Source organism: Chitinibacter sp. ZOR0017 (assembly GCF_000799095.1).
Classification (GTDB): domain Bacteria; phylum Pseudomonadota; class Gammaproteobacteria; order Burkholderiales; family Chitinibacteraceae; genus Chitinibacter; species Chitinibacter tainanensis.
The window spans coordinates 164,956-185,090 of sequence record NZ_JTLG01000044.1; the positions used below are offsets into that span (position 1 = coordinate 164,956).

Genomic DNA, 20,135 nt, shown 5'->3' on the forward strand with positions numbered 1-20,135 from the left:
CGACTCCGAATTAGTCATTTAATCATCAGTCTAGGTTGGCTTAAGCATTCTGCAAGTTACGGTGATGATTTCATAAAAATGTCATATTTCAACGGTCAGGTGAGCTTGCGGTGAATCGGGTAAAATCGGCTTTTTGCTGTTTACCGAGCTTGAGCATGACCCAGGTCACAGAATTAACGCCGTATGAATTACTCGGTGGCGCGCCAGTGTTGCGTCAGCTGGTTGATCGCTTTTATGACCTGATGGCGAGCGACCCGCGCGCAGCGACAATTCAGGCCATGCATGGCGCTGACACTGGCTTGATTCGGGAAAAACTATTCGAATTTTTATCTGGCTGGCTGGGTGGCCCGCAGTTATTTATCGAAAAATATGGCCATCCGCGCTTGCGTGCCCGGCATATGCCGTTTGCGATTGGTGAGGCCGAGCGGGATCAGTGGTTGCTGTGCATGTATCAGGCAATGAACGACACCCCGATGCCGACCGAAGTGCGCAGCCATCTGGAAGAAGCGTTTTTCCGCACTGCCGATTTTATGCGTAACCAATAAACTGGATTATTACAGGGGTATTGCCCTGTAAGTATTAGCTGGATTGATTTTAAAGAGGATACCTAAATGGGGTATCTGTAGATTAATAACAAAGCTCACTCGCGAAGCGAGGCTCCCCTCAAGGAGGGGACGGGTGGGGTGGGAATAGAACATCAAGGCTGCAGACTAAACGCCTTATTCCCTAGGCTCGGCTTTGCTCCGACTCGCAGAGGATTGTTCTTCCACTTGGCCAGCAGCCTGAGGATACCCGACTGGGTATCCTTTTTTATTGGCCGCCGGCAAAGTCATTTTGCCGCCAGGCTTCATACACTGTGATGGCCACGGCGTTAGCCAGATTCAGGCTGCGGTTATTGGGCAGCATCGGTAGGCGGATACGCTCGCCCGGCGCGAATTCGGCCAAGATTTCGGCCGGTAGGCCACGGCTCTCGGGCCCAAATACCAGCACATCCCCGGGGGCATAGCTCACGGTATCAAAGCGCTGCGAGCCCTTGGTGGTGCCAGCAAAAAAGCGCCGCCCGGCTAGTGCGGCGCGGCAGGCGGCCCAGTCTTCGTGCACTTGCATCTCGGCGTATTCATGGTAATCCAGCCCCGCGCGGCGCATTTTGGTATCGTCCAGCGGAAAACCCAGTGGCTTGACCAGATGCAGGCGCGCACCGGTATTGGCGGCCAGACGAATGATATTGCCGGTATTGGGCGGAATTTCGGGCTGGTAGAGGACAATCTCAAACATGGTGATCCGTGGTGCAAGACAAATAGATTTACCCTTGACGGGCAGGGCGCTGATTCTACACTGAGATTCCATCGAGCTGGGAGTGCGTGTATGAGCGTGCCACTGACGCAGGAAATCTTGCAGGCCACCGCAGCCATGGCGCGGGCCGATGGGCTGAGTCCTGCGCAAACGCTGGCCTTGCTGTTTCGTGCGCTCGATCACTGGCTGCCCGCACCGGATGCCACGCCGTTTAATCCGGCGCGCACCCAAGGTTTTGCCGCGGCCTGCTACGCAGCCCAGCACGGCTGGCCGCTGGCCTTACGGCGTGATCGGCACGCGCCCAATGGTTGGCGCTGGCAGGCTGAACTCCCCGCCAGCTGTGCTCCTGCGCAGTTGGGGCATTGGCTGTTGGCGGCACAACTGGAAGTCGGCCAACAGCGGGCGCGCACAGCGCAGCTGGCGCGGGCTGATTCTGCGCAAATCTAGGGCTATTTCGCTGTCCGATCCGGGGTGGGGCTGATAGAATCGAGAGCAAATTTATTTTGCCAAAGACTGTTCTCGTATGACTCATACCGCCACGCTGCTGATCAGCTGCCCTGATCAGAAAGGCATTTCGGCTGCGATTGCCAATTTCCTGTTTACCTACAACGCCAATATCGTTCATTCCGATCAACATCAGGACAACACCGATAATCTGTTTCTGATGCGCATTGAGTGGGATCTGGCCGACTTCACGCTGGACATGAATGCGTTTGCTGCGGCCTTTCAGCCGATTGCCGACCGCTTTAGCATGACCTGGAAAGTTGCGCTGTCGAATAAAGCGCAAAAAGTCGCAATTTTCGTTTCTAAATACGATCACTGCCTCGTGGATTTGCTGCATCGCTACAAGAGCGGCGAACTGAAATGCGAAATTCCGCTGATTATTTCCAATCACGAAGATTGCCGCGCGCTGGCCGAGTTTTACGGCATTGAATACCACGTTATTGCCGTCAACAAAGACAATAAAGCCGCCGCCGAAGCGCAGCAGCGCGCGCTGCTGGCCGAAAAAGGCATCGATCTGATCGTGCTGGCACGCTATATGCAGGTGTTAAGCCATGAATTCACCGCCGCCTACCCGCAGCGCGTAATCAATATTCACCACAGCTTCCTGCCGGCATTTGACGGTGCCAAGCCGTATCACCGCGCGTTTGCCCGTGGCGTGAAGCTGATTGGCGCCACCAGCCACTACGTGACCGAAATCCTCGACGATGGCCCGATTATCGAGCAAGACGTCACGCGCATTTCACACCGTGATGATGTCGAAGCCCTGATTCAAAAAGGCCGCGATCTGGAACGCGTGGTGCTGTCGCGGGCGGTGCGCTGGCATCTGGAACACCGCGTGCTGGTGTATTCAAACAAAACCGTGATTTTCAACTAAACGTTCAACTAAACGCCTTGGCCGCCGGCTGCGTACACTAACGTGCACGGGGCAGCGGGAATGGCTTGCTGTAAATCAAACAGGGGTATTGCTGGCTAGGCCTTTGGGGTTAAGGCTTGGCGGGCAATACCCCTTTGTTGTTAATTCGGGCTCAGCGCTTGCAGCAGATCGTTTTCCAGCTGCAGCAAGGCGCGCTCGTCGTTGAGCACGCTGCCGGTAATCAGAAAATGATCTTCCGCCCGCTCGCCCAAAGTCATGATCTTGGCCGACTGAATCTCGATCCGCTTGGCGGCCAAAATCCGCGCAATGGTGGATAACAGCCCGGGCCGATCGCCAGCCGCCACCGACAGAATATGAAATTTGCCTTTTTCATCGGCGCGAATCTGCACATGCGGCTTTACCGGAAAATGCTTTTGCTGGCGCGATAGCCGCGCGCTGGGTGCGGCGGGGAGCGGCAGTTTTTTGGCGATGCGCTGTGCCAGCTCGAATTCCACGTAATTGATCAGATCGCGATACGAGGCATGGCGGCTATCGGGGATAAACACGTAGAAGGTGTCCAGCGCATAGCCGTGCGTGGTGGTGTGGATATGTGCATCAAAAATGCTGTAGCCGGCGTGCTCGAAAAAGCTGCAAATCTGCGCAAACAGATCGGGTTGATCCAGCGTATACACCACCACCTGCAGGCCTTCGCCGGACTCGGACAGCTTGGCTTTGACGGTGGGCTCGGTGGCATGCATACGGTTGAGCAATACGCGGGTGTGCCAGGCAATATCGCGGGCATCCTGGCGCAGAAAATACACGGTATCCAGCAGCTTCCAGAACGGTTGATGCGCATCGCTGCGAAAGCCATACAGCCGCAGCAGGCGCAAAGCCTCATCCTGCCGCTCGGCCAGCCAGGAATGCGCGGTGATATTCTGGCTATTCAGATAGCGGGCGGTGCCTTTAAATAGGTCTTCCAGCAGCTTGGCTTTCCAGGCGTTCCATACTTTCGGGCTGGTGCCGCGAATATCCGCTACGGTGAGCAGGTACAGCGCATTCAGATGCCGCTGATCTTTCACCAGCGCGGCAAATTCGGCGATGACTTCCGGATCGTAAACGTCCTGTTTTTGCGCGACTGAAGACATGGTGAGATGGTGCGTCACCAGCCAGACGATCAGCTCGCGGTCGGCCTCGGGCAACGGATGGCGCGCCACCCACTGGCGGGTAATCTCGGCGCCCAGCAGCGAATGATCGCCGCCGCGGCCTTTGCCGATATCGTGAAATAGCGCCGCCAGATAGATGACTTCGGGCCGCTCAAATTCGGCCAGCAGGCGCGAACAGAGCGGATATTCATGGGTAAAGGCGGTCACGGCAAAGCGGCGCACATTGCGCAGCACCATCAGCGTGTGTTCATCCACCGTATACACATGAAACAGATCATGCTGCATCCGCCCAACAATATCGCCAAACTCGGGGATATAGCGCCCCAGCACCCCATATTGATTCATGCGCCGCAAAATACGGGTAAGGCCGCGCGGCTCGCGAAACAGTGCGATAAAGAGCTGGCGATTATGCGCTTCGGCCAGAAAATCATCATCGATTAAATGCCGCGCATGCCACAGCGCCCGCAGCGTGGCCGGTGCGATATCGCTGGCTTCGCGGCGCTGCTCGAAATGCAGAAACAGCGCCAGCATGCTGGAGGGTTTGCAGGTGAATAAATCCGGGTCAATGGTTTCCAGCAGCCCATCTCGAATCTGAAAATCGGCGCAAATCGGCAGTGGCTTGGTGCCGATTTGCGAGAAAATCCGCGCCCGCAGTGCATGCAGCAACACCGGCACCAGCTGCGTCACAATCCGCGCGGCCAGATAGTATTCGGCCATAAAGGCTTCCGAGGCGCGCTGGGTAATCCGCCCGGCGCTGGCCAGATCATCCAGCCCGAAGGCTTTGGCCAGCGGATGTTGGTAATCAAATAAAATCCGGTCTTCCCGCCGTTTGGCGCGCCAGTGCAGGGCGATGCGGTAAGTGCGCAGCACGCGCTCGGCTTCGCACAGCTTGCGGTTTTCTTCGTCGGTGAGCATGCCCATGGCCGCCAGCGCATGCCAATCGCGGCCCAGCCGCTGGCTGGCGGCAATCCAGCCGATCAGATGCAAATCACGCAAGCCACCCGGGGCTTCCTTGATATTGGGTTCGAGCTTGTAGGTGGCGTTTTGAAAGCGGCCGTAGCGGGCTTGCTGCTCGATCAGTTTGGCGTCGAAAAATTCTTTCGGATCGATATGCCGGTGCACGGTATCCAGAAACTGGCTAAAGCGGGCGGTATCGCCCACCAGCAGACGAGCCTCCAGCAGCGCGGTTTGCACGGTGATGTCTTTTTCGGCTTCATTCAGGCAATCGGCCAGCGTGCGCACCGAGTGGCCAACCTCCAGCCCGATATCCCAGAGCTCGCCCACAAAAATCTCGAGTTTTTCCAGCAGCGCCGGGCTGGGTTGATCGGGCAGTAAAATCAGTAAATCGATGTCGGAGTAGGGGTATAGCTCGCCACGCCCATAGCCACCTACCGCAGCGAGCAATACCTCGCAGGCAAATTCATGTCGATTCCATAGCTCGCTCAGCGTTTGGTCGGTGAGGCTGGCTAGCTCGCTCAACAGCGGCGCGGTTTTGGCAGGTTCTGTAAAACGCGCTTGCAACTCGGTTTTGCTGCTGGCGTAGCTTTGGCGGATGGCGGTGACGGAGCGCATAGATAATCCTGCGACGGCGATGGACATAAAAAAGGGTATTGCGCTGCAATACCCGATTTGTAAAGCTTTGCTGAGATTACCCCAGCAGGTATTTCTCTGGTTTGGCCGGCGTACCCGCTGACACGGTTAGCACTTCGTAGCCAGTCTCGGTCACCAGAATCGTGTGTTCCCACTGGGCCGATAGGCTGCGATCTTTGGTCACAATCGTCCAGCCGTCGTTCATTTGTTTGATCTCACGCTTGCCGGCGTTAATCATCGGCTCGATGGTGAAAATCATGCCCGGCTTTAGCTCGGGGCCAGTGCCGGCTTTGCCATAGTGCAGCACTTGCGGCTCTTCGTGAAACACCGCGCCAATGCCATGGCCGCAGAATTCGCGCACGACCGAGTAGCCGGCTTTTTCGGCGTATTTTTGAATGGCGGCGCCAATATCGCCCAGTCGCGCGCCAGGTTTCACTTGCTCGATGCCGATCCACATGCAATCGAATGTCACTTGCGACAGGCGTTTGGCATGCGCCGGCACCGCATCGCCCACCAGAAACATCCGGCTATTGTCGCCGTGGTAGCCGTCTTTGATCACGGTGATATCAAGATTAACCACATCGCCGTTTTTCAGCGGTTTGTCGTTGGGAATACCATGACAAATCACGTTATTGACCGAAGTACAAATCGATTTCGGATACGGAATATATCCTGGCGGGCAGTAGTTGAGCGGGGCAGGGATGGTGCCTTGCACATTCACCATGTATTCGTGGCACAGGCGATCGAGCTCGCCGGTGGTCACGCCAGGCACAACGAATGGGGTGATGTAATCGAGTACTTCGGCGCCCAAACGGCCGGCAACGCGCATTTTTTCGATTTCTTCAGCGGTTTTAATGGTGATGCTCATGGAATCCTCAGTGGGTGGGCTGGCCAGCAGCCGCGATCAATTTTTACGCAATTATAACACTGCGCTGCGACACCCCACAGCCGGTTTTTACCGTAGGCGGCTCAGGGCCTGATCGGCCAGTGCGTGATAGAGATTCACTTTAAACTGCCGCGCCACGGCGCTAGCCAGCATGGCGGCCGCCAGGCTGGAAATCACCATATCGTGCCCATCGGTCATTTCCATCATGATGACCGCGGCGGTGAGCGGCGCCCGGGTCACTGCGGCCAGTAGGCCCACCATGCCAATCGCCATCAGTTTGACCGGGGGCGTGGTGGCAAATAGCGGGGCAAACCAGCTGCCCACCCCGGCACCGAGTGAGAGCGAGGGCGCAAAAATCCCGCCGGGCAGGCCGGTCAGGAAAGTGAGCACCATGCCCGCCCATTTCAGCGGAGTGAAATACCACGGCAGGGCGCTACCCTGATTGATGGCGGCGCTGGTAATTTCGGCGCCGCTGCCATGAATCGGTGCCAACAAACCCAAGAGCGCTATCAGTAGCCCGCACAGCGCCACAAAGCGATACGGCGCTTGCGTGCGCCATTGCTGCACGCTGGCGGGTAGCCAGCGCTGGGCATGGATACAGGTCCAGCTAAAGATCCCGCCCACCAAGCCCGCCACCCCGCCGATGAGTACAATCGGCAGCAACATCGCGGCCGAAAAGCCCGGCACATGAATGCGGCCGAAATACACATAATCACCGAGTAAGGCCAGCGACACCACCCCGGCGATAATCACCGCGCCGAGCAATTTGCCCGAGGTTTGTTCCTCGACCGAGCGGGCCAGCTCTTCAAAGGCAAACACAATCCCGGCTAGCGGGGTATTAAACGCGGCGGCAATCCCGGCGGCACCGCCGGCCAAAATGAGCTGGCGGCGGAACAGCGGCGTATCGATGCGGGCAAAGCCATGCAGGCTGTGCATGAGGCTAGCGCCAATTTGTACGGTGGGGCCTTCGCGACCCAGCACAAAGCCGCTGGCCAGGCCAGCTACAATGCCGATGAATTTGGCCAGCGCGATGCGCAACGATAACAGCTGCGATGTCCGCGCCGGTGCGTGGGTGGTTTCCAGCGCGGCTTTGGTTTGCGGAATGCCGCTGCCTTGCGCGCCTTCGCCCAGCCGGCGCATCAGCCACAGCGCGGCCACGCCGCCAGCGGGCACCAGCAAGAGCGGCGCAAAGCGCCATTGCCCTTGTGCCCAGCTAAAGAGCCCAAAAGCATATTCGGCCGCCTTGGCCAGCAAAACCGCCACCAGGCCCACCAGCGCTGCACCCAGCCACAGCAGCGCGGTTTGGCGGCTACTGGTCGAGGCTTGCTGTACGGTATGACTGAGGCGCAGCCAGTAATGGCGCAGAAGGCGAGGTACAGACATGGGCATAGGGGCGATGGTGAAGTAATGAGCATGCGCGGTAGCTAGAGGGAAGTCCAGTACCTAATACCATACCGCGTGATAGCCGCACGGCGCGCAGCAAAAAGGCCCCGGAGTGGGGCCTTGCGGATTAGCTTGGGCGGCGCGTTTCCGGCAGCACGATATTGACTTCCAGTACTTCGAAATCGTCTTTTTTATCGAGCTGCACTTTAATATCGGCCGGATCAATGGCCACATATTTGGAAATCACTTCCACCAGCTCTTTTTGCAGCTGTGGCAGGTAATTAGGTGCTTCGCGGCCACTGCGCTCATGCGCCAGAATAATCTGCAGGCGCTCACGTGCGACCGAGGCGGTTTTTTTCTTTTCGCCAAAGAAATAACTCAGGATCGACATCGCTTAACCTCCAAACAACCGTTTCCAGAACGGCTGTTTTGGTACTTCGATAAAGCGCATCGGTTTTTCTTCGCCCAGGAAGCGGCCGATCACGTCTTTGTAGGCTTCCGATACATCAGTGCCGGCATTATGAATCGCTGGCGTACCGGCATTCGAGGCCTGCAGTACGGTTTCAGATTCCGGAATAATCCCGATCAGCGGAATGCGCAGCAGATGTTGCACATCATCCAGCGACAGCATTTCGCCCGATTCCACGCGCGATGGGCTGTAGCGGGTGATCAGCAGGTGGGTTTTTACCGTGGCACCTTCTTCGGCTTTGCGTGATTTGGCATCCAGAATGCCGATAATGCGGTCTGAGTCGCGCACAGATGAGACTTCTGGATTAGTCACCACAATCGCTTCATCGGCGAAATACAGCGCCAGAAACGCGCCGGTTTCGATACCGGCAGGGCTATCGCACACGATGTAATCAAAGCCGTCGTGTTTAAGCTCGTTCAGCACCCGCTCAACGCCTTCTTTCGAGAGCGCATCTTTATCGCGCGTTTGCGAGGCGGGCAGTACAAACAGATTGTCGCAGTTTTTATCTTTGATCAGCGCCTGGCGCAGCGTAGCTTCACCTTGGATGACGTTGACGAAATCGTAGACCACGCGGCGCTCGCAACCCATGATCAGGTCGAGATTACGCAGGCCCACGTCAAAGTCGATCACAGCGGTTTTAAAGCCGCGCAGCGCAAGGCCGGATGCGAAGCTGGCGCTGGTGGTGGTTTTACCCACGCCGCCTTTGCCTGAAGTTACTACGACGATTTTGGTCACGGTGATCCCCTGATGTTGAAATGTTGGAAAGCTCGCGCTTAGTTCAAGTTGGTTAAAGCTTCGATGACGATTTTGTTTTCATCGAGCAGAATTTGGCTCGGTTTGCCGCGTATGGCATCGGGCAGGTTTTCATCCAGCGCGCGATACACCCCGGCAATCGAAACCAGCTCGGCTTCCATGCAGGTAGTGAAAATGCGCGCTTCGGTATTGCCACGTGCGCCCGCCAGCGCCCGTCCCCGCAGTGGGGCATAGACATGGATATTGCCATCGGCGATGACTTCGGCGCCGTTGGAGACTAGCGCCAGCACAATCAGATCACCGCCCTTGGCGTACACCTGCTGCCCTGTACGCACCGGGCGGGTAATGATCGTAGCGCCTTGTGGGGCAATGATTTCCGGCTGATGCGCTGGGGGGGTATGTTGCGCGGGTTGGCTGGTGCTGGTGAGCTCGGTATCCAGTAGCACCACGAGACCGGCTTCTCGCGCGGCAACTTGCTGATCTTTATTGCCACCCTGCACGGCGATGGGCGCGAGGGCAAATTGCCGCAGCAAATTCACCATGGCCACAATTTCAACCGCGCTGGGGATTTGCGGCAGGCTATTGAAATCGATCACGACCTGCTCGCCGCTCAGAAAATGATCGGTGCCGCCCAATTGCGCTTGCAAGGCAGATTGCAGCTGATCGCAATCGGTGGTGACCGGAACAAAGGCCGTCAAACGGGTGGTAGAGCTTTTGAATTCAAACAGGCTGGCCGTCGATTCCGGGTAGGCGAAACTGGTCATGAGCGTCACAAAGACAAGGGTGGGAATTAAACCCTGCAGTTTACCGTTTCAACCTCGCGCTAGGAAGCTGTAAAACCCTGTCAGCGAATGAAAACAACGCCCCGCCGGTCAGATCTGGCCATGCGGGGCGCTGGCATGTGGTTTTACTGCGTTGGATAGGCTTAATAAGCGCGGCGAGTGAGGCCGGTGCGGTGCATGATGGTGGTGGCCAATTCTTCGATCGACATCCGCGTGGTATTCAGAAACGGCACGCTGGCTTGGCGCATCAGTGCTTCGGCCTCGGCAACTTCAAATTGGCAGGTTTCGAGCTGACAATAACGGCTTTCCGGCTTTCTTTCTTGCCGGATTTGCCGTAAGCGCTCGGGGTCAATGGTGAGGCCAAACAATTTATTACGATACGGTAACAAAAGTTTAGGCAGCGTGTGCTGGCCGAAATCTTCCGGGGTCAGCGGATAGTTGGCAGCCTTAATCCCGAATTGCAAAGCCAGATACAAACAGGTGGGCGTTTTACCCGAGCGGGAGACACCGACCAGGATCAAATCGGCCTCCTGCAAATCGCGTGGCATTACGCCATCATCGTGATTGAGCGAGAAATTCACCGCGTTGATCCGGTTGTTATATTCCTCAAAATTGCTGATTTCATGTGCGCGGCCGATGGTGTGCGACGATTGCACGCCCAGCTCGTCTTCCAGTGGGCCAATAAATTGGGCAAAAAAATCAAAGGATTGGGCGTCGGGCACCTGGATTTTGGCGCGAATGCTCGGATCGGCGATGGTGCTGAATACCAGCGGCCGGCAGCCATCAATCAGGGCCTGTTTGCGGATTTTGAGCGCGACTTCTTCGGCTTTTTCCAGTGTATCGACAAACGGCAACACAATCCGGTTAAAGGTCACGTCCACAAACTGCGACAGCAGCGAATGGCCCAAGATTTCTACGGTGATCCCGGTGCGGCCAGAGACAAAAAAAGCGGTGCGACGCATAAGATATTCTTCCTTTTTCCCTAGGATAAACTGACGATCAGGGGAAAACCAGTAGATACAATTACTTACTTTGGTCAAAAAAAAACTATGTTTAACTTATTCTCCATTAAGTTGCGCTGCAACAAAGACGCACACCAATAAACAACTTCCTCACGAAGGGGTCGATACGATGACTGAACAGTACGTAGTGGATTTTGCACATCTGCGGATGAGCGATGTCGAACAAGTAGGCGGCAAAAACGCCTCGCTGGGCGAGATGATCTCGCAGCTGACCGAAAAGGGCGTGCGCGTTCCTGGCGGTTTTGCTACTACGGCTGAAGCGTATCGCACCTTTCTGGCCCACGAAGGGCTGGCTGATCGCATTGATGCGGCGCTGGCCACGCTGGATGTTGATGACGTCAAAGCCTTGGCCGAAACCGGCAAGCAAATCCGCGACTGGATTATGGCTACGCCCTTGCCACCGCAGCTGGAAGCCGAAATGGCCGAACACTACGCCAAGCTCGGCGACAACGTCACTGTCGCGGTGCGCTCATCCGCCACGGCTGAAGACTTGCCTGATGCCTCGTTTGCCGGTCAGCAAGAAACTTTCCTGAATATCGTCGGCTACCAAAACGTGGTGGATGCGATGAAGCAGGTATTTGCGTCGCTGTATAACGACCGCGCCATTGCCTATCGCGTGCACAAAGGTTTTGATCACAAAATCGTGGCCCTCTCGGCCGGGATTCAGCGCATGGTACGCTCGGACAAAGGCGCGGCGGGCGTGTTGTTCACCATTGATACCGAGTCGGGCTTTGATCAGGTGGTGTTTGTGACCGCCTCGTATGGCTTGGGCGAAACTGTGGTGCAGGGCGCGGTGAATCCGGATGAATTTTTCGTACACAAACCCACGCTGCGCGCTGGCCGCCCAGCGATTGTGCGCCGCCATCTGGGTGGCAAAGCCATCAAGATGGAATTCGATACCGAATCCAAAGCCGGTAAATCGGTGCGCACCGTGGATGTGCCGCTGGCCGATCGCCGCCAGTTCTCCATTTCGGATGAAGAAGTCCAGGAATTGGCACAATACGCGCTAATCATCGAAGAACACTATGGCCGCCCAATGGATGTGGAATGGGGCCGTGATGGCATCGATGGCAAGCTGTATATCCTGCAAGCCCGCCCAGAAACCGTCAAATCGCAAGAAAGCGGCTCAGAAAAACTCACCAAATTCCGCATGCTGGAAACTGGCGAAGTGCTGACCGAAGGCCGCGCCATTGGCCAGAAGATTGGTCAAGGCCGCGTGCGCATTATCCGTGATGTATCGGAAATGGATCGCGTGCAAGCCGGTGATGTGCTGGTCTCCGATATGACCGACCCGGATTGGGAACCCGTCATGAAGCGCGCGGCTGCGATTGTGACCAACCGCGGTGGCCGTACCTGTCACGCCGCGATTATCGCCCGCGAGCTGGGTATTCCAGCCGTAGTGGGCTGTGGCGATGCCACCAAAGCCCTGCGCGAAGGCGACGAAGTAACTGTCTCGTGCGCCGAAGGCGATACCGGCAATGTGTATGCAGGCTTGCTGAAATTTGAAAAACTGGATGTTTCGCTGGCCACCATGCCGCAAGCACCGGTGAAATTGATGATGAACGTCGGCAACCCGGAGCTTGCTTTCGATTTTGCCCAGCTACCGAACGAAGGCGTGGGGCTGGCGCGGCTGGAATTCATCATCAACCGCATGATCGGCATTCACCCCAAAGCCCTGCTGGCCTACCCGAATCTGGCTGAGCCATTGAAAACCCAAGTGGAAGAACGCATCGCCGGCTATCGCTCGGCCATCGATTTTTATATCGATAAAATTGCCGAGGGCATTGCTACGCTGGGCGCGGCGTTCTACCCGAAAAAAGTCATCGTGCGGCTGTCGGATTTCAAATCCAACGAATACGCCAACTTGCTCGGTGGCCCGGAATACGAGCCGCATGAAGAAAACCCCATGATTGGTTTCCGTGGCGCCGCACGCTATGTAGATAAATCATTCCGTGATTGCTTCGAGCTCGAATGCCGTGCAGTGAAAAAAGTGCGCGATGTAATGGGCCTGACCAATGTGGAAGTGATGATTCCGTTTGTGCGCACGCTGAAGGAAGCCGAATGTGTCATCGATCTGTTGGCGCGCAATGGCCTCAAGCGCGGCGAAAATGGCCTGCGTATCATTATGATGTGCGAAATCCCAGCCAACGCTGTGCTGGCCGAGCAATTCTTGCAGTATTTCGACGGCTTCTCGATCGGCTCGAACGACATGACCCAGCTCACGCTCGGCATTGATCGTGACTCCGGCGGACCGGTATCCGCCAGCTTTGACGAGCGCAACGAAGCGGTGAAAGCTATGCTCAGCATGTCGATCAAAGCCTGCCGTAAACTGAACAAATACGTCGGCATCTGTGGCCAAGGCCCATCGGATCACCCTGATTTTGCGCAGTGGCTGGTGGAAGAGGGGATCGAGACGATTTCGCTCAATCCCGATACCGTGGTGGAAACCTGGCTTTTCTTGGCTAAAGGTGGCAAAGCCTGAGGGGTATAGCCCTGTGGGTTTTATTTAGCTTTACCTGGCAAAATATACCCATGGCAAGATAAAAAGCCCGTCCTTGTGACGGGCTTTTTATCGAGCTTGAGCAGCCGGTTGGCGCAGGCGATAAACCTGACCGCCATTTTTTAAACGGCGCGTCTCAAACGGGCATTTCGCCCTAATTGGCTTCAATTGTAGGGTCGGCTTTAGCCGGCCACGCATACACATTAGATCGGTTACAGGAAGTGCACCTAAGGCGAAGCTCAACCTACGGGTATATCTGGCTGATTTAGAGAATGAATAGCCTCTAGCGTAACACCATGGCACGTATATGCCGCGATAGTTGATTTGGGGCTTGAATTCCCGTTAAAGCGAAGGCCGAGCGAGGAGCGAGAGCTAGGCTCGCGACGATTGGGGGCACGGCGGAGCCGACTTCGCCTCGGGTCACCTTTGGGGTGCAGGGGCTTTGGCGAAGCCAAGCTCCCTGCCTGTCTGCGCGGCGGAACGTGCACCAAAAACATCGTGCCGCAGGCACTGAAAATCATTACAATCGTTGAAAAGATATTGGCTGCAATCGGCCAGAAGCGGAACTATCGTTTCCCTCAATGAATAACTTCATTGTTTCAAATTTTTCAGTAGATTTTATACAAATAACTCAGTAAAACGGGCGTGAGAATAAGTGTAAATGAGCTGTTCCATGATAACTTTGACAACATTCATAATAGTTCGCGAATTTCGTCTTGTATTAACAGATGGCAAATAAAATTTGCTTCTGTCCTTGTGCGAAAATATCGATGATTATTCAGAATCTGTAACGCTACAATTTGACGATGTAAGCCAACTGAAACTCCCTAATTTCGGAGGCGGAGCAAACCAATTTTGTATGCTGCAAGTCTCTGAGCTAAACAATGGACTTGATAGGGCAAAATTCTATGTGGAAGACGCAGAAGATGGAAATGTGTCTTTTTATTGCGCAAGCTTCACTTAACTGGTTGCTTCAAAAGACATTTTAAAATGCATGATTCAACAAACTGAATATCCGCTTTAGGTCGAAAACAGGCAGTAGTCGGCCAAGAGCAGAAACTTGCAGAATGTGTTTTGAGTTAAATAGTAAACGAAAAATAGTAGAACATTGCATGAGAAAACTATTTGAAGCAGAGAAGCCAATCGTAAAATTTTTGCTTAATAGAGCCAATTTATCAGTCAATATCGATGAATTACTCGTTTCAAATATGAGTGATGGTGGAATGGGTAGCCTCTTTATTGGAGAAAACAATACTTTACGTACCTTTGGCGAAAAAATATCAGAGTGTTCTTTCAATGGCATTGATGGCGTTTTGGTTTCTGCTACCCTTAATCTAGACCAAAATGGTGATTTGTTTGAAATCGACATATGGAAAACCAACTTCAGCCCCTTACTAAAATGGCCAAATGAATCAGATATTGTTGCTGGGGCAATGCAATAAACTAGAAGATGGACTTACTTCCGCTATGGGTCGTGAGCTGCCTGTGGTTGCAACTTCGGGCGTATTTCGAGACTGATGTAGGCCACTGGCAGCAGTCGGCCAGAAGCGGAAGTGCTACTGCTTTTGTTCCTGCCAGACTGAACGCCAAAAGTCGTACTGATAACAGAAGTTAGTGGCTCTCATTTAGTGGGTAAATACAACTATGACGATGGACACTTTCACTATTGTTTTTGAATATGATGGTGGCACATATATTTCACAAGTTCAGTCTCAATCTGAAACAAGTGCAATACTTGGTTTTGCAGAAAAATTAGATATAAATTCAAGAATTTGATCAAAATAACAAAAATCAATTGATAGAGTCTGTAAAAATCAATGAACCTGTTGCGTTAAAAGGGCTTTCAGCAGTGTGGTGCACGACATCACTTATTAATGAAAAGCTTGGGTTAATTCATGTTATTCGAACTAAAGCTACTGTTGTGTAGCTAACTGACGGCAGTCGGCCAAAAGCGGTCAGCCTACAACTACATGCACATCGAACTCACATGAAAAATAAGGACAGTGTGAATGAGTAGGAAAGTATATTTTGAATCACTTTGTCGACTTGGCGAAGTGTCAGGGCCAGTTAGTTTCGAAACAATCGCTCACGCCGAAGAGGTACTTGAAGTTAAGTTTCCAAAAGAATACAAGGAATTCCTGAATGAGTTTGGAGCTGCGTGCTTTGATATAATGGAAATTTATGGGTTACCTGAACCAGAGAAAAATTCCCCCCCATTATGGCAATCCGTTACGCATGTAACCCAACAACTGAGAAAGTTTGGGTTGCTCGGAGAAAATAAAAGTACTTTGGTTCCATTTTCGGATGATGGAACAGGCGTATATTTTTGCTTTGACGCAGCAGTGTCGCCGGATACAAGAATCTTGGCTATTGGGCCGGGAATAGAAAGGAGTTTGGCATCTAGCTTGTATGACTTCGTTACTGATATGGCAGCCGGCAAGGTGATTTTTATAGCCCGATTAGATATGAATAGTGCCGCCAAGTATGCTGGGAGTAGTTGGGAGTGATTCGCTTGCAAACCAGCACGGTAGGTTGGGCTAAATAAAATCAGCCCAACGTTCGCACGTTAGGCTTCGCAAGCTAAGCGCCAACCTACAAATGCAACTTCCGCTTTGGGTCGATAGCTACCCATCGAGCAAAGCTCGCAACACAGTGCACCTCAACCCCTACAACAATCAACAAACACTAACGCCGCGTTAATATCCGCCAGACGCACGTTCCAACAATAATCTCCACCACAATCAGGCTTCCCAGCAGCCAATGATGATGCATTTGACGCGCCTTGAGATCGCGGGGTGTTGCTTCCAATCGGTAATCATGGGGCCAAACAGGCGATTGCCGAGTTGTAGCCTTGGTGAGCTTTTGGCAAAGCAGGCGGTGGCGAGCAGTAGAAAAGGGGGGGGCAAACCCGGCAGTACGACGCCAAGCACTGCAAGCAATAGCGCAAGCAGGCCGGCGAGAATGAGCAAGGGTTTTGCGTAGCACTGCATGGTGCTTACAGCTCATCAGCCGTCGAGCGTTCTTCTGGCGCTTGGTAGATGGCCAGTTGCAGGCGATTGCCGATCAGTTGCCCGCGTACAAAGCGGGAACAAAAGTCGTGCAGATCCATACCGCGGCAGGGGTGGTAAACATGGTAATGGGTGCGGTAGTGAATGAGCAGGGTATCGCCGTCTAGCTCAATTTTATCAAGCTCGCTGAACGTATACTGCGCATGGGTATCAAATTCGCTCACTTCGCAATCCAGCGCGGGGGTGAGCTGCGCCCACTGGCTGAGCAGAAAGGCGTGCCAGCTGGCTAAGTCGGGTTGGCTGGTGGGTAGGGTGAGGGCAATCATGGTTGAGGCTCGGCAAAGTGGGCTGCATTGTACTGCGTCGTGGTGCGCGCGGCATTAAAAAACCCCACGCGCGGGCGTGGGGTTGGGCTTACTTACTTGCCGCCGTCGCGGCCAGTGGCGCTTAGGCGAACAATACGCTTGCCAGCCAGAACAGGCCACCCGACAGCAACATCGTCACTGGCAGGGTCAGCACCCACGCCATCAGAATCGACTTCACCGTGCCGCCTTGCAGGCCGCTCTTATTGGCAACCATGGTGCCGGCTACAGCGGATGACAGGATGTGCGTGGTGGAAACCGGCATTCCTGTCCAGCTAGCGATCCCGATCGCGCTGGCGGCGGTGAGCTGGGCGGCATTGCCTTGGGCGTAGGTCATGCCCTTGTTGCCGATTTTTTCACCCACGGTGAGCACGATGCGCTTCCAGCCCACCATGGTGCCCAAGCCCAGCGCCAGCGCCACGGCCACGATCACCCATTGCGGGGCATATTCGGTGGTGGCGTTCAGATCTTTGCGCAGTTTATCCAGATCGGCTTTTTCCTGTTTGCTCAGGATATCCAGCTTGCTGGCCTTCTTGGCGGTGTCATCCAGGCACAGCAGGATGCGGCGGACTTTGCGGCGGTCTTCGCCACTCAGATCGTTATACGATTTCACCCCTTGCAGCGTACTCAGCAGGCTGCTGATGGCGGGCAGGGTGGTTTTCGATTCACATTTAAACAGCGTTGGCAGCGGGTGCTCGGCGGAATGGGTGAGGTCGATTTTGCCATTCAGGCGTTCACGATTGCTCTCGTAGAACGATTGCATATGCTGGGCGGCATCCACAGTGCGCTCGATTTGATAGGTGGTGCTATCCATATCCAGCGCAAATTTGGCCGGCGCCAGGCCAATCAATACCAGCATCAGCAGACCGATGCCTTTCTGGCCATCATTGGAGCCATGCGCAAAGCTCATGCCCATGGCCGAAGCGATCAGCGTGGCGCGGGTCCAGAATGGGGGGTGTTTTTTGCCATCGGTAGTTTTGCGCTCTTCGGGCGTCATGTGCATGCGCGACTGGCTGCGCCATTTTTTCAAGGCCAACAGCAAGATCGCCGCCATCACAAAGCCGATGGTGGGCGAAATTAGCAGCGAGAGCATGATATCAATGGCTTTTTTGGTATTGATGCCCGAGAGCCAGTATTGATTATTCATCAGCGCATTGGCGATGCCCACGCCCATGATCGAGCCGATCAGCGTGTGCGAGCTAGACGCCGGAATACCGAAATACCAGGTGCCCAGATTCCAGATAATGGCCGCTGCCAGCAGGGCATACACCATATACAGGCCATGACCCACGCCCACATTCAAGAGCAGATCCACCGGCAGCAAATGCACGATGGCATAGGCCACGCCCAAGCCACCCAGCATCACACCCAGAAAGTTGAAAATACCCGAGCCGATCACCGCCAGATGGGCGGGCATGGCTTTGGTGTAGATTACGGTGGCGACGGCATTGGCGGTATCGTGAAAGCCGTTGATAAACTCGTAGGCCAACACAAAAAACAGGGCAAGAGCGAGCATGGCGGCGGCCCCGAAGGGCATGCCCGAGAAGATGTCTAACATAAGTGACTCATAAAAAAGATAAAGCGTCCCCCACGGTTTGCATTAGGCCAAGCCAATCGCAAGCCGCGCGGGTGACGCATACAGCACATGGTGGTGGGCAGACGCCCGATGGCGCGTATTCTACCTTGAGTTTTAAGCTTTTATTTCAGAATTCAATAAAGTTTGCGCTGCATCTAATGAGGAGACGATTTCGATGCCAAGGGCTTTCACATGTTCTAGTGGATCACGTAAGTCTGGCACCATGATCACCCGACAACCGGCACTATGCCCGGCTTGCACGCCGAAGTTGGAATCTTCAAACACCACGCATTGCGCCGCGCTCACACCCAGCTGGGCGATGGCTTTCTGGTAGATCTCCGGGGCGGGTTTAGGCTGGCTGACTTCATCGCCACAGACGGCAAATTCAATCCGGTGCCACAGCTGCGCTTTATGCAGATGATGCTCGGCAATGCTGCGGCGCGTTGAGGTAGCCACTGCTTTGCGAATGTCGTGCCTTTCCAGCCAGTCAAATAGCGCCAACACACCCGGGCGTAGGGCAATGCCGGCTTCGCTGCGCGTGAGATAGATTTCGTGCGTGCGCTCGCGCAAGCGCTCACATGGGAAACCACCCCCCAGCTGCTCGCGCAGATAGGCGAGGGTTTTGGATGAATGCATGCCCACCATGCCCAGCGGTACGGCCGGATCAATCTCATGCCCAAGCTCGCGGGCGGCGTCATGCCAGCAGCTCAGGGCCATCCGCTCGGAATCCAGCAAAAGACCATCCATATCAAAAATGGCCGCCACAATCTGGGGGTGTTTCATTTGCGCAATCATCAAATATCGAAAACAATAGCAAAGTCTACCTAATCTACCGCCCGTATGGCCACTTCTTCTGCCCCTGCTGCGAGCTGCCCGTGTGGTGGGCCCAGCTACAATCAATGTTGCGCTCCCTATCATGCTGGCGCAGTGCCGCCATCTCCCGAAACCTTAATGCGCTCGCGCTATAGCGCTTATGTCATGGGGCTAGAAGATTATCTACTGGCCAGCTGGCATGCCAGCACCCGGCCCGAGCGCCTGGATTTGCAGGAAGAGCCCAAAGTGAAATGGCTGGGGCTCACCGTGCATCATGCGGCCAGCGATGGAGACCATGGCACGGTATCGTTTTTGGCCCGCTATAAAGTCGGTGGCCGCGCCTACAAGCTGGCCGAGCACAGCCGTTTTGTGCGCGAAGAAGGGCGCTGGTTTTATCTGGATGGTGATATTGCCGAATAAGGTGTTTTTCTTCTGACGCCTCATGTTAGGATGCAGTAACGCTGACGTTCTGATCAGCGGATAAATAATATCAACTGATCCAAGGTGAGCATGATGAAAACTTCCATTCTGGCCCTGAGCCTGTTGGCTGCGTTGTGGCAAGGTGCGGCCGTGGCCGCCGAGCAAGAACTGCTGCTGAGCGAAGGCGTGCGCAATCGCGTCGAAGCTACGGTGTCGGCCGTTGATCTGCGCAATCGCAATGTCACACTGAATCTGGCCGATGGACAACAGCTGAATTTCAGCAATGTTGATCCCCGCATCAGCCGTTTTGAAAACCTCGCCGTCGGCGACAAAGTAATGGTGGCGGCGGGTGAGTCGCTGGCCATTTCCTTGAGCAAAGGCACGGCTGGCGTGCGCCGTATCGAGCTCAGCGAAGCGGAAGACGTGCTGCCCAATGGCGCCGGGGTGCTGAAAACCCGCGCCACTTACAACGACATCATCGCCATCGATAAAACCAATGGCGTGGTGCGGGCGAAAAACCCGGAAGGCAAAATCGTGGATATTCCGGTGCAAAATCAGGAATACCTGAACAAAGCTGCGGTGGGCGATCAGATCGTGGTGTTGGTGCGTGCTTCAGCCACGATTTGGGGCAACGATACCCAATAAGTCGTCGACCAATTTGGCGCCAGCCAAGGCGGCACAATAAAAAACGGCCCGTAGGCCGTTTTTCATTTGTGGATGGCAGCGAGGGTATTGCTCTGTAATTAATCCATTTCAGT

20 protein-coding genes are annotated in these 20,135 nt (G+C 54.7%); 8 read left to right on the forward strand and 12 right to left on the reverse strand.

All coding sequences use genetic code 11. The annotated features are described in order from the left end of the window. Positions 1-155 precede the first annotated feature (155 nt). Positions 156-545 (forward strand): group II truncated hemoglobin, encoded by a 390-nt coding sequence (locus tag L991_RS13900; protein ID WP_047396605.1) that lies wholly within the window; start codon positions 156-158, stop codon positions 543-545. 265 nt (positions 546-810) lie between these two features. Here L991_RS13900 and L991_RS13905 read toward each other — a convergent pair whose 3' ends face one another. Next, on the reverse strand, positions 811-1,275 hold the full coding sequence (locus L991_RS13905) for a tRNA (cytidine(34)-2'-O)-methyltransferase (protein ID WP_028450757.1): 465 nt from the start codon (positions 1,273-1,275) through the stop codon (positions 811-813). Between the two features lie 90 nt (positions 1,276-1,365). Between L991_RS13905 and L991_RS13910 the strand changes: the two genes are divergently transcribed. Both L991_RS13910 and purU read left to right on the forward strand, forming a co-directional pair. After that, complete coding sequence (locus tag L991_RS13910) at positions 1,366-1,740, forward strand: hypothetical protein (RefSeq protein ID WP_047396608.1); 375 nt, start codon at positions 1,366-1,368, stop codon at positions 1,738-1,740. A 76-nt stretch (positions 1,741-1,816) separates the two neighbouring features. Then, positions 1,817-2,671 (forward strand): formyltetrahydrofolate deformylase, encoded by an 855-nt coding sequence (gene purU / locus L991_RS13915; protein ID WP_028450755.1) that lies wholly within the window; start codon positions 1,817-1,819, stop codon positions 2,669-2,671. A 140-nt stretch (positions 2,672-2,811) separates the two neighbouring features. Here purU and L991_RS13920 read toward each other — a convergent pair whose 3' ends face one another. From L991_RS13920 to L991_RS13950, 7 genes are all read right to left on the reverse strand, one after another. Beyond that, on the reverse strand, positions 2,812-5,385 hold the full coding sequence (locus L991_RS13920; protein ID WP_231550565.1) for a [protein-PII] uridylyltransferase: 2,574 nt from the start codon (positions 5,383-5,385) through the stop codon (positions 2,812-2,814). Between the two features lie 76 nt (positions 5,386-5,461). Further along, on the reverse strand, positions 5,462-6,271 hold the full coding sequence (gene map / locus L991_RS13925) for a type I methionyl aminopeptidase (RefSeq protein ID WP_047396612.1): 810 nt from the start codon (positions 6,269-6,271) through the stop codon (positions 5,462-5,464). A gap of 87 nt (positions 6,272-6,358) precedes the next feature. After that, positions 6,359-7,672, reverse strand: a complete 1,314-nt coding sequence (locus tag L991_RS13930) for a chloride channel protein (RefSeq protein ID WP_047396614.1) — start codon at positions 7,670-7,672, stop codon at positions 6,359-6,361. 127 nt (positions 7,673-7,799) lie between these two features. Further along, positions 7,800-8,063, reverse strand: coding sequence for a cell division topological specificity factor MinE (gene minE / locus L991_RS13935; RefSeq protein WP_028450751.1), 264 nt, complete (start codon positions 8,061-8,063; stop codon positions 7,800-7,802). Between the two features lie 3 nt (positions 8,064-8,066). Further along, on the reverse strand, positions 8,067-8,876 hold the full coding sequence (gene minD / locus L991_RS13940; RefSeq protein WP_028450750.1) for a septum site-determining protein MinD: 810 nt from the start codon (positions 8,874-8,876) through the stop codon (positions 8,067-8,069). A gap of 38 nt (positions 8,877-8,914) precedes the next feature. Beyond that, positions 8,915-9,658, reverse strand: coding sequence for a septum site-determining protein MinC (gene minC, locus L991_RS13945; protein WP_047396616.1), 744 nt, complete (start codon positions 9,656-9,658; stop codon positions 8,915-8,917). Positions 9,659-9,819: 161 nt separating this feature from the next. Beyond that, entirely contained in the window at positions 9,820-10,638 is an 819-nt protein-coding gene (locus tag L991_RS13950) for a pyruvate, water dikinase regulatory protein (protein WP_028450748.1), read from the reverse strand. Positions 10,639-10,807: 169 nt separating this feature from the next. On the opposite strand from L991_RS13950, the gene ppsA reads away from it, so the two are divergent. From ppsA to L991_RS13965, 3 genes are all read left to right on the forward strand, one after another. Next, the gene (gene ppsA, locus L991_RS13955) at positions 10,808-13,180 is read left to right on the forward strand and encodes a phosphoenolpyruvate synthase (RefSeq protein WP_047396619.1); all 2,373 of its coding nucleotides are present in this window, start codon (positions 10,808-10,810) and stop codon (positions 13,178-13,180) included. A gap of 1,130 nt (positions 13,181-14,310) precedes the next feature. Further along, the gene (locus tag L991_RS13960) at positions 14,311-14,640 is read left to right on the forward strand and encodes a hypothetical protein (RefSeq protein WP_047396756.1); all 330 of its coding nucleotides are present in this window, start codon (positions 14,311-14,313) and stop codon (positions 14,638-14,640) included. A gap of 567 nt (positions 14,641-15,207) precedes the next feature. Beyond that, positions 15,208-15,705: an SMI1/KNR4 family protein gene (locus L991_RS13965; protein ID WP_081986689.1), complete on the forward strand. Its 498-nt coding sequence runs from the start codon at positions 15,208-15,210 to the stop codon at positions 15,703-15,705. Positions 15,706-15,939: 234 nt separating this feature from the next. Here L991_RS13965 and L991_RS18070 read toward each other — a convergent pair whose 3' ends face one another. The 4 genes from L991_RS18070 to L991_RS13985 all read right to left on the reverse strand — a co-directional run bounded on the left by L991_RS18070 (position 15,940) and on the right by L991_RS13985 (position 18,927). Continuing rightward, a complete protein-coding gene (locus tag L991_RS18070; protein ID WP_052190910.1) occupies positions 15,940-16,188 on the reverse strand; it encodes a DUF454 family protein in 249 nt (82 codons plus the stop codon). Positions 16,189-16,193: 5 nt separating this feature from the next. Continuing rightward, entirely contained in the window at positions 16,194-16,532 is a 339-nt protein-coding gene (locus L991_RS13975) for a hypothetical protein (protein ID WP_047396621.1), read from the reverse strand. Positions 16,533-16,653: 121 nt separating this feature from the next. Further along, positions 16,654-18,126, reverse strand: a complete 1,473-nt coding sequence (locus L991_RS13980; protein ID WP_047396624.1) for an inorganic phosphate transporter — start codon at positions 18,124-18,126, stop codon at positions 16,654-16,656. A 132-nt stretch (positions 18,127-18,258) separates the two neighbouring features. Then, positions 18,259-18,927 (reverse strand): HAD family phosphatase, encoded by a 669-nt coding sequence (locus L991_RS13985; protein WP_197053903.1) that lies wholly within the window; start codon positions 18,925-18,927, stop codon positions 18,259-18,261. Between the two features lie 57 nt (positions 18,928-18,984). Here L991_RS13985 and L991_RS13990 point away from each other — a divergent pair, with 57 nt between their 5' ends. Both L991_RS13990 and L991_RS13995 read left to right on the forward strand, forming a co-directional pair. Next, positions 18,985-19,377, forward strand: coding sequence for a YchJ family protein (locus L991_RS13990; protein WP_047396629.1), 393 nt, complete (start codon positions 18,985-18,987; stop codon positions 19,375-19,377). 93 nt (positions 19,378-19,470) lie between these two features. Beyond that, complete coding sequence (locus L991_RS13995; RefSeq protein WP_156129090.1) at positions 19,471-20,022, forward strand: hypothetical protein; 552 nt, start codon at positions 19,471-19,473, stop codon at positions 20,020-20,022. The last annotated feature ends 113 nt before the right edge of the window (positions 20,023-20,135 follow it).